Raw genomic sequence first — 9,706 nt, forward strand, 5'->3', positions numbered from 1 at the left:
ACGTCGGATGCCCGGTCCGTCAGGATCGGCATTCGAGCGTCGCATCCGCGAATCGCGTGGCGTCGCTCCAGCGCTCCCGAAGCAGGAACGCGGCGGCCTTGGGCTGGCGGTCGCGGGTGAACGCGCCCTTCCTGTTGCCGTCGACGCGCATGATGCCCTCGCCGGTCTGGAAGTCGCACAGGTTCCACATCTGCTCGCCGACGACCGCCGGGTAGGCGTCGAACACCTCATGCTGCATCTTCAGGTATTCGCACTGGTATTCCTCGCTCCACTGCACGCTGGGCAGCTTGTGCACGCCGGCGGCGGTGTCCGCGCCGTATTCGGTGAACACGAACGGCTTGTCGGGTTCGATCTGCATCCACCGGTCCATCTCGGCCATGAACGCGGCCTTCGCACCGGACAGCTGGTAGCCGCCCTGCACGTACCAGCCGTAGTAGCGGTTGAGGCAGATCACGTCGGCGAATCCGTGGCACCGGTCTCGTCCGGCGGCCGCCATCATGAGGTTCGTGTAGGTCAGGGGCCTGTGCTGCGGGTCGAGCGTGCGCGCATGGTCGAAGATCGCCCGGAAGTACGGTACGGCCGCCTCGGATGCGGAGTCGGGCTCGTTCATGAGGCTCCACATAATCACGCTCGGATGGTTGCGGTCGCGTGTGAACAGTTCGTCGAGCGCGGCCTTGTGCACGTGGAGCGTGCGGGTCATGACGTCCGGATCGTCGAAGAACCCCCTGCCGCGATGCTCGTCATCGTCGTTGGCGGCGTCGAGGAAGTTCATGAGACTCTTCATGAAGCCGACCGCCGCGACCTCGTCGATGACGAGGAAGCCCTCGCGGTCCGCCAGTCGCAGCTCCTCCTCGGAGTACGGGTAGTGGGAGGTGCGGAAGGAGTTCGCGCCGCACCATTTCATGAGCTCGAAGTCACGGGTGACGACGGCGAGGTTCTCGCCGCGCCCGTTGATCGCGCTGTCCTCGTGGCGACCGAAGCCCCTGAGGTACACGGGCCGCCCGTTGAGCAGGATCTCCCGGCCCCTGACCTCCACGGTGCGGATGCCGATCTCGTCGTGGTACTCGTCGATGACGCCGCCGTCCGCCGCGGCCGCGTCACCCGTGCCGTCGAGGATCGTGAACTCGATGCGGTACAGGTGGGCGTCGCGCACGTCCCACAGCCGCGCGTACGCGACGGCGAGTTCGCCTTCGGTGCCCTGCGCGTCCGCCACGACGCTTCCCACCTCGTCGATCAGGCGCACGCGGAGCGTGTCCTCGGGGCGCAGTCCTCTGGTCTCGACCGTGTAGTGGACGACGGCGGAACCGTCCTTGTGGAGCTCGTACGTGGTGGCGTATCCGGTGACCGCCTCGGCCGGCACGGCGATGAGGCGCACCGGACGCTGCAGCCCCGCGTAGTTGAAGAAATCGAAGTACGGTCCGGACACCTTCGTGCCGTCCGGCAGCGTGCCGGTGGTGCCCGCCGGCAGGCTCGCGTGGCTGAGCTCGTTGTTGAGGCGGACGACGAGGCGATTGGTCTCGTTCCAACGCACCGCGTCGTTGACGCGTACGGCGAACGGCGTGAATCCGCCCTCGTGCGAGCCGACGGGGATGCCGTTGACGAACACGTCGGCGCGATGCGTGGCGGCGTCGAACCGGAGGAACAGGTCCTTGTCCCGCCATTCGCCGGGGGCGACGAATTCGGTCTCGTACCAGAAGTCACCGGTGTATTCGCGTGACGCCTTGTCGGTGAACAGGTCGTTGAAGCTTGCAGGCACAGGCACCTGCGCCGCATCGGGCAGACCCGTCTCGGGCCAGCCGTCCCGCTCCCCCTCGCTCTCGGGGTCGAAGCGGAACCGCCACATGCCGTCAAGGCTCTGTATGCGTCTGGTCGCCGTCACCTGCGGGTACAGCAACGCGCCGTCGTTCGTCATCGTCATCATGATCCACGTCCCTTCTGCCGTGTCCGATTCCGATGCACCACCTTACGCCCGTTGGTCGATGGTCGGGCGTCCTCCCCCGACCAGGGCGACGCGACGGATGCCCTCACGGATCGTCGCCGCGTCCTGCGGGGTGCCGCCGAGCGCGCGGTGGAGGGTGATGCCCTCGATCATCGCGTCGATGAGCTGTGCGGTGGGTTCGTCGAAGAACCGTTCGAGCTGCGTGAGCGAGGCGGTCATCCACCGGTCGGTCAGATCCCGGTAGGAGGGGTCGCGGGCGGCGAGCGTATAGAACTCCAGGTTGATGGCGAGATCGCGCTGCGTGGCGAGCAGGTCGCCTTCGATATGCAGGGCGATGATCTCGCACGCCTCGTCCACGGTGCGCGCGTCGCGCATGCGTTCGGCGAACACGTCGATGCTGTGCTGCACGAATCGTTCGAACGCCTGATGCAGCAGATCGGACATGCCATCGAAATGGTAGGTCATCGACCCGAGCGGCACGTCCGCCGCGGCCGCGACCGCGCGATGGGACGTGCCGGAGACGCCGCGCGCGGCGATCACGTCGAGGCAGGCGTCGATGATGCGCTGACGGCGTTCCGGATCGAAACGCCGCTGCGTGCGAGGCTCCATCAGATCCAGTTGTCGGGTTCGACGCCCTGCGGGCCGACGTACTCGCCGTTCGGCACGTAGCGCGACTCCCCCTCGTCCTGAAGCACCGCGTCCGAGAACATGCGCACGTCTCGGCCGAACGTCCAGTCGCCGGTGATCGTCACCGACTTGGCGGCGGCGAGCGACGGCACGCCGTACGGGAATCGCTCGTCGAAGTCGTGGATGTTCTTGTAGTACTTCGGGTCGAGGGTCACGTTCGGGAAGATGTAGTTGCCATCCTCCATCTCGTATGTGTCGGTCAGGTGGAAGCGGTCCGAGCGCATGATGAACAGGTCGTCGGTGGTCTTGACCGGCAGGAAGCGCATGCGGTCGACCTGCACGCAGATCGCGCCGTCGAACAGGCCGATGGCGGCTCCCATCGCGGTCTCCAGCTGGATGACCGGCGTGGAGTCGGGATCCGTGGGGTCGACGGTCTTGTGGTTGCGGATGACCGGCAGGGGCAGCACGCCGTCGTATTCGGCGAGCTTGGCCTTGAGCGCGTCGACGCGCACCCAGATGGAATTCGTGTTGAAGTACGGGTGCTTCTCGATGTTCTGAGCGTCGGCCTTGTCGTCGGCGTGGACCTGGCTCATCTCGCGCAGCATGAGGCGGCCGGTGTCCCTGTCGCGCACGATGTGGCCGCCCTTGCGGTCGGCGTAGGTGCGGCGGGCGACCTCGACCATGAACGGCGCCCCCGTGTTCTCGAAGTACTGGGCCAGCGTGCGCGAGGGGCGTGCGCCGAGGTTGTCCGAGTTGGAGATGAACAGGTATTCGAACCCGTTCTCCTCGAGCTTGTCGAGCAGGCCGGACTCCCAGATGGTGGAGAACAGGTCGCCGTGTCCCGGCGGGCACCATTCGAGATCCGTGTCCTCGGGGAAGGAGACCGGCGCGCCGGTGGTGGGGTCGATCTTCGGTTCGACGTGCTGGACGATCTCCATCGGGATGTTCTCCTGATGGAACTTGCGGTTGTGGTGCAGCACCTTCATCGTGTCCTTGGAGGTGCGGAACGAGTTCATCAGCGTCAGCGGCAGCTCCACGCCGAGACGGGTGCGGGCCGTAAGCACCTGGCCGAGGATGATGTCGATGAATCGCATCTGCTTGGCCTTGTGGCGGCGCACCGGCAGCAGCGACTTGGCGCAGTCGAGGCCCATCGACGTGCCGAGGCCGCCGTTGAGCTTGAGGAACGCGGTCTTGGCGAACGCGTTCACGGCCTTGTCATGGTCGATGGTCTTGTAGACGTCGTGGAAGCTGGGAACGTCGACGAGCGGCTCCACATCGGTCTCGCGGATCCAGCTGGACGCCTGCTCGTTGCGCCACACGTCGTACAGGCGCCTGAACTGGTTGATGGCCATCTCGCTCATGCCATGCTCGCGCATCTTCGCTGCTGACTGGTCGAACACGTCGGACACTCTTGCTCCTTTGATGTACTGCTGATGTACTGCGTTTGTTCGCTCGTTCCAGACGCGGGGGACGCGACTGTCGCTTTCGAAAACTGGTGTCCAGTCTAGTGGCAAAACGGGCGCTTGTGCGCAACGGGGGTAAGAACGGGGGTAAAAAATTCGTGAACTACGCCGTTGGGAACGTTCCCAGCCCTCCCCTTGCCGCTCGTGTCGGCCTGCGGACCGCCTCTCGCACGCCGATCCGGATGCAACGGACGATCGCGGACATGCGCGCGGAGCTGACGGCGCATACGCGAGGACTCGGCAACGTGACGGTCGTGGACGGCACCGCCGACGACACCGTATGCATGGTGACCAGCGAACTGCGATCCGCCCGATGACGGCACTCCCGGAGCGCTTCATCTGCCGGTGATCTGGTCGTACAGGAGTGAAAGACGCGCCTGACGCGAAGTCTTCGTCAGTTCGCACTCCCACACGGTGATGACATGCCATCCGGCCCGTTCGAGTTCGGCGTGCTGGGCGAGATCCCGTTCGCGGTTGCGCAGCAGCTTCGCGGTCCAGAATTCGACGTTCGACTTTGGGATCGTGCATTTCGGGCAGCCCTCGTGCATGTGCCAGAAGCACCCGTTGACGAACACGATCGTGTGGTATCTGGGCAGCACCACGTCCGGATGACCGGGATAGCGCCTGTCGTTCTTGCGGAACCGCAGACCGCGGCGGAACAGGTAGCTGCGCACCATGGTCTCGATGGACGTGTCCTTGCCCCGGATATGCGACATCGTGTACGAGCGCGTGCCTCGTGCGTATTTCTCCGTCTTCGCTGTTGTCATCGCCGTCCATCTCGTGCTACATGGGACCGGTTCCGCGGCGCTGCCTTACATGCCGCTGCCGTGCACGTGCGTCTCGAAACCACTGACGAACCTAGCAGACCACGTGACATCGGGTCGACAGCCGACGTACAGTGACCATATGCGCTTCCCCATCCGCAGATACCGTTCCGCCGACGCTGCGACGACGCTCGCCACAGACAGGCGTAGGATAATTCCATTCTCAGTGAACGAGTGATGGGGTGAAGGCCAGTCGTTCAAGGCTGGAGCGAAAGGAAATACCGATATGACGCAATCGAACGCTTCCGAAACCGAGCAGGTCAAGCGCATCAACGTCGTGGGGGCGGCGATCGTTCGCGACGGCAGGGTGCTGTGCGCGCAGCGCGGCGAAGGCAAGTCATTGGCCGGATACTGGGAGTTCCCGGGAGGCAAGATCGAGCCCCACGAGACGCCGCGTCAGGCGTTGCACCGCGAGATCGAGGAGGAGCTGCTGTGCGAGGTCGAGGTCGCGGACGAGGTGTGCACCAGCGAATACGCCTATGATTTCGGTATCGTTCGACTCACCACGTTCATCTGCCATCTGACCGGTGGCACGCCACGTCTGACCGAGCACACGGACATCCGCTGGCAGACGCCGGCAGACATGCCGGCATTGGACTGGGCGCCGGTGGACCGCGAAGCCGTCGGCATCATCTCGGCCATGCGATTCGACACGATCGAGAAGGAATGATCATGAGCGACCAAGACACCCATGCGTTCGGTCTCGATAGCGCCGGCGAGCGCACCGTGCTCGAGGACGTCGTATACGGTCTGATCGATCCGACTACGCAGTCCTCCGGCGCCTATGCACCTATGCTCATCACGAATGGTACCGATGGTCGTACCATGAGCGACGCGCTTCACGAGGAGATCGCCGACAGTGATTGCTTCGACATCTCCGTGGCCTTCGTGAAGACCGAGGCGATGCGTGGCCTGTTGCAGGATTTCATGGATCATCATGACGCCTCCGATGAGACGAGTCGACTGATCACCTCCACGAAGAACTATTTCAACAGTCCGCAGGACTTCCGTGCGCTGCTGCATCTGGGGAGTCTTTCCGGCATCGACGTGCGCGTATGGGAGGGGTCGGATCACGATGGCGATGCGTCCGAATCGTCGATAGCGCAGGGACAGCCCTTTCATCCCAAGGGTTACGTGTTCCGGCGTCGTATGCCCGATGGCCGTCCGTACTACAACCTGTACGTCGGCAGTTCGAATCTCACCACCGCGGCATTGGGCAGGCAGCGCGAATGGAATCTGCGTCTCTCCTCGCTGGCGGACGGCGGTTTGGTGGGCCAGTTCAGGCAGGAGATCGATACGCAGATCAGCGAGTCGGTGCCGCTCACCGAGGAGTGGATCAAACGATACGAGGAGGACTTCAGAAGATACGCTCCACCGCGACGTGAGCTCCTCAGGGAGTACGACAAGAGGACGGTCACGCCGAACGCGATGCAGCGTGAGGCGTTGCGCAATCTCAAGGAGTTGCGAGAGCAGGGCGAGCATCGCGCGATCATCGTGTCCGCAACCGGTACCGGCAAGACGTATCTGTCGGCGTTCGACGTGCGCGAGTACAAGCCGAGACGCATGTTGTACATCGCGCAACAGCAGCAGATCCTCACCAAGGCGATGCAGTCCTACCGCAAGGTGCTCGGCTGTGACGAATCGGAGCTGGGTCTGTATTCCGGCACCAGCAAGCAGCAGGATCGCAGATACGTGTTCGCGACCATACAGACGATGAGCAAGCCGGATGTGCTGGCGCAGTTCGCGTCGGACGAGTTCGACTACATCCTGGTCGACGAAGTGCATCATGCCGGTGCCAAAAGCTACCGTCAGCTGATCGACCATTTCAAGGATGCCGGTTTCATGCTGGGTATGACCGCAACGCCCGAACGTACCGATGGCATCAACATCTTCGAACTGTTCGGTCACAACATCGCCTATGAGATCCGCCTGCAGCGGGCGTTGGATGAAGGCATGCTCTGCCCGTTCCACTACTACGGCATCGCCGAGTATCTGGGCTCGGTCGACGACTCCGATAAGTCGAATCATGATGACGCGCTCCCCCGCATCGACTTGTCCGATGAGGCCACCGCCGAGGACAACGCCCAGCTGCAGTATGAGATCAGCCAGCTGGCGACCGAAGGTCGTGTCCGATACATCATCGACAAGCTCGAGCAGTACGGCCAGTATGGTCTACCGGTGACTGATCTCGTCTTCTGCAGTCGGCAGGAGGAGGCCCGTGAGCTGTCGCGACTGTTCAACCGGCATATGAATCAGCAGGCCGAACGCCCGTACCGCACCGCCGCCGTGACCAGCACGGATGAGAATGGACGGTCGATGTCTCCGCAGGAACTCGAACGATATGTCGAGCGATTGGAAAAGGGCGAGCTCGACTATCTGTTCACCGTTGACATGTTCAATGAGGGCATCGATATTCCCGCGCTCAATCAGGTCGTCATGCTGCGCAACACCAAGTCGAGCATCGTCTTCACGCAGCAGCTGGGACGTGGTCTTCGCAAGTTCCCGCACAAGGACAGCGTCACCGTCATCGACTTCATCGGCAACTACCGCAACAACTATCTGATCCCGGTTGCCTTGTACGGCAACACCGGTGACCGTGACATCGCACGCAGGAACCTGCAGAGGCGGTCGATCGGCCTGTCATCGATCAGCTTCGACCCGATCGCCAAGGAACGGATCCTCGGCTCGCTGGACACCGCCGACTGGTCCGACATGAAGCGGCTTACGGAACAGTACCGGCAGATCCGATTCGAGCTCGGACGCATCCCCATGCTGACGGACGTGTACCGCTACGATCCATCCTTGCCATCCACGCTGGCGTCGAAACGCGGCAACTATCTTGATTTCGTGCGGTCGCGCGAGCAGAGCCTCAGCCGCGGAGGACAGCATGACACGTCATACCTCGACCAGCTGGAACCGGTTGGCGAAACCGAAAACGCCGTGCTGAAGATGGCGACGGAACTGCTGCTGCCGGGATTGCGCCCACATGAGCTGGTGATTCTGTCACGGTTGTGCGGATTCGCATACGACCTCAAGCGGGAATCCTCGAGCGATGCGCTGCAGAAAGATGCACCACAGAAGACGGATCAGAGCGTATGGCATGCTCCCATGTCGATGGGACGGGATGATCTGCTGGCTGCGATACGGCATGACTTCCCGCAGGCCGATGCATCCGATTCGCAGTTTGATTCCGCGATCAGCGTGCTCGACTACTCGTACTTCCGCGAGGGGAACCGGAAGCGATTCGGCGATCTGCCGTTGATCGCGTCCGAACGCCACGCCGGCAGCGGCACGACGTATCGGCTCAGCGATCGGTTCGCGAGCATGCTCACCTCGAACCGTACGTTCCGCACCTTCCTCAGGGACACGCTGCAGGTCGGATTGAGCAACTGCCGGGACCTGTTCCAGGACGCCAGAGAGCATCATCGCACGTTCGATCATGCGTTCCTGTATGAACGCAAGTACTCGCTTGACGACGTGATGCGATTGTGCGGCTGGAAGAAGGAGAACACGCCGCAGAACGTTGGCGGATACTATCTGGACAAGGAGAGCGGCACCATGCCGATCTTCGTGAAATACGCCACCAGCCAATACGAAGACGAGTTCCTGAGCGCACAGGAGATGCGGTACTTCAGCAAGAACGGACGAACTCCGCAATCCCCTGAGTTCCGATGGCTGCGCGAGAACACCGGCCCCGAATGGGACGACACGCATTTCGTACCGCTGTTCGTGATGCGCAAGGCCGAAGCTGAAACCCCGGACGGCAAGAAGCTCAAGGGCAGCAAATACTACTACGTGGGCCATGTGGCCGCCGTCGAGCATCCCGAGCTCACCACCAAGCCGGACGCATCCGGCAATGGCACGGTGAAGGTGACGCTGTCCACGCTGCGTCTCGCCAAGCCGATCGACCCGGAACTCTACCGACACCTGATCGGGTGAACGCATGCCGGAGCATCATATGGACGACAGCACGATCGAAAACGTATACCGCCTGTTCGGAGCGCATACGAGCATCGCGGCGATTTGCGACGCCATCAAACTCGGCAAGGGCATCCGCGACGCCGTCATGATGCGCATCATCGACCCGTCGATCACCCTTAAGGAGTTCAGCGACATCGCGCACCAGAACAGGGCTGATGTCTCCCCTCGAGTCACGGCCCTCATCAACCGCATTCTTCTCGAAGGGCCGAGACATCCTTCGGACAACGATGACATGCGCATCATGTCGGCCGCCGAAGGCATCTCGCACGAGGCGTGGGAACGGAACGATCCTGAGCTTCACGCCGTCGCCGCGTACCTCATGTGGCTATGCGGCGACAGAGGCACCTGCGGACTTGAGGCCAGGGCTGCGCTCATACTTGACAGGAACACGACCATGGCGAAGCTCGTATTGGATCTGCTTGAGAGAGAACGCAGACAAATCGCCCAAGCCGAGCAGTTCTGACAGCAGGCCGATCACAAGCCAAATACGAACCGACAGACATTGCACTTCACGTGCATCATAGGCATCTTTCAAAAGAAACCACATGCGTCATACGATCGCCATTGAGGTCGCCGACCTCCGACTCGTCATCCCCGACATGTTCACGCCGGTCGACTCCCCCCCACGGACGGCCCGTTGCGGCTTTCGATCGAACTTGAAAAGCCTTTGGACACTAACCGTCCGGATTCGGACAACGCCAAGATTCTCTTCGAGGCCGTAGGCCAGATTGACCGAGTCAACGCGGCGCTGCCCGGGCTGTGGACCTACATGGCGTTCAACACCTGCCGCCAGTACATGCTCGACCGCTGGCCTCTGGACGGCGTACGTAACTGGAAGAACAGAGCGAAGCAACGCTGGGTACTGCCGTTCA

8 protein-coding genes are annotated in these 9,706 nt (G+C 62.5%); 4 read left to right on the plus strand and 4 right to left on the minus strand.

Going from position 1 to position 9,706, the window contains the following annotated elements:
• Positions 1-19: 19 nt before the first annotated feature.
• The 4 genes from uidA to BW11_RS07045 form a co-directional block, all read right to left on the minus strand.
• Positions 20-1,921, minus strand: a complete 1,902-nt coding sequence (gene uidA, locus BW11_RS07030; RefSeq protein ID WP_219846733.1) for a beta-glucuronidase — start codon at positions 1,919-1,921, stop codon at positions 20-22.
• A gap of 42 nt (positions 1,922-1,963) precedes the next feature.
• Entirely contained in the window at positions 1,964-2,548 is a 585-nt protein-coding gene (locus tag BW11_RS07035) for a TetR/AcrR family transcriptional regulator (protein WP_140445074.1), read from the minus strand.
• Positions 2,548-3,942: a UTP--glucose-1-phosphate uridylyltransferase gene (locus BW11_RS07040; protein ID WP_140445096.1), complete on the minus strand. Its 1,395-nt coding sequence runs from the start codon at positions 3,940-3,942 to the stop codon at positions 2,548-2,550. Before BW11_RS07040 ends, BW11_RS07035 begins: the two co-directional genes overlap by 1 nt.
• A gap of 422 nt (positions 3,943-4,364) precedes the next feature.
• On the minus strand, positions 4,365-4,796 hold the full coding sequence (locus tag BW11_RS07045; RefSeq protein ID WP_140445075.1) for a very short patch repair endonuclease: 432 nt from the start codon (positions 4,794-4,796) through the stop codon (positions 4,365-4,367).
• Between the two features lie 283 nt (positions 4,797-5,079).
• Between BW11_RS07045 and BW11_RS07050 the strand changes: the two genes are divergently transcribed.
• The 4 genes from BW11_RS07050 to BW11_RS07065 all read left to right on the plus strand — a co-directional run.
• Positions 5,080-5,523, plus strand: a complete 444-nt coding sequence (locus tag BW11_RS07050; protein WP_140445076.1) for a (deoxy)nucleoside triphosphate pyrophosphohydrolase — start codon at positions 5,080-5,082, stop codon at positions 5,521-5,523.
• 2 nt (positions 5,524-5,525) lie between these two features.
• Entirely contained in the window at positions 5,526-8,792 is a 3,267-nt protein-coding gene (locus tag BW11_RS07055; protein WP_140445077.1) for a DUF3427 domain-containing protein, read from the plus strand.
• Between the two features lie 4 nt (positions 8,793-8,796).
• On the plus strand, positions 8,797-9,297 hold the full coding sequence (locus tag BW11_RS07060; RefSeq protein ID WP_140445078.1) for a hypothetical protein: 501 nt from the start codon (positions 8,797-8,799) through the stop codon (positions 9,295-9,297).
• 204 nt (positions 9,298-9,501) lie between these two features.
• Positions 9,502-9,706 (plus strand): DUF6339 family protein (locus BW11_RS07065; protein ID WP_140445079.1); only part of this gene is annotated, 205 nt, incomplete at its 3' end.

The sequence above is a fragment of the Bifidobacterium sp. UTCIF-38 genome, from assembly GCF_006454495.1.
GTDB classification, from domain to species: domain Bacteria; phylum Actinomycetota; class Actinomycetes; order Actinomycetales; family Bifidobacteriaceae; genus Bifidobacterium; species Bifidobacterium callitrichos.

Bases quoted from the DNA above. Each gene is read 5' to 3' on its own strand.
- BW11_RS07050 (WP_140445076.1), top strand. From the start codon at position 5,080: ATGACGCAATCGAACGCTTCCGAAACCGAGCAGGTCAAGCGCATCAAC.
- uidA (WP_219846733.1), bottom strand. From the start codon at position 1,921: ATGATGACGATGACGAACGACGGCGCGTTGCTGTACCCGCAGGTGACG.
- BW11_RS07055 (WP_140445077.1), top strand. From the start codon at position 5,526: ATGAGCGACCAAGACACCCATGCGTTCGGTCTCGATAGCGCCGGCGAG.
- BW11_RS07040 (WP_140445096.1), bottom strand. From the start codon at position 3,942: ATGCGCGAGCATGGCATGAGCGAGATGGCCATCAACCAGTTCAGGCGC.
- BW11_RS07045 (WP_140445075.1), bottom strand. From the start codon at position 4,796: ATGACAACAGCGAAGACGGAGAAATACGCACGAGGCACGCGCTCGTAC.
- BW11_RS07035 (WP_140445074.1), bottom strand. From the start codon at position 2,548: ATGGAGCCTCGCACGCAGCGGCGTTTCGATCCGGAACGCCGTCAGCGC.
- BW11_RS07060 (WP_140445078.1), top strand. From the start codon at position 8,797: ATGCCGGAGCATCATATGGACGACAGCACGATCGAAAACGTATACCGC.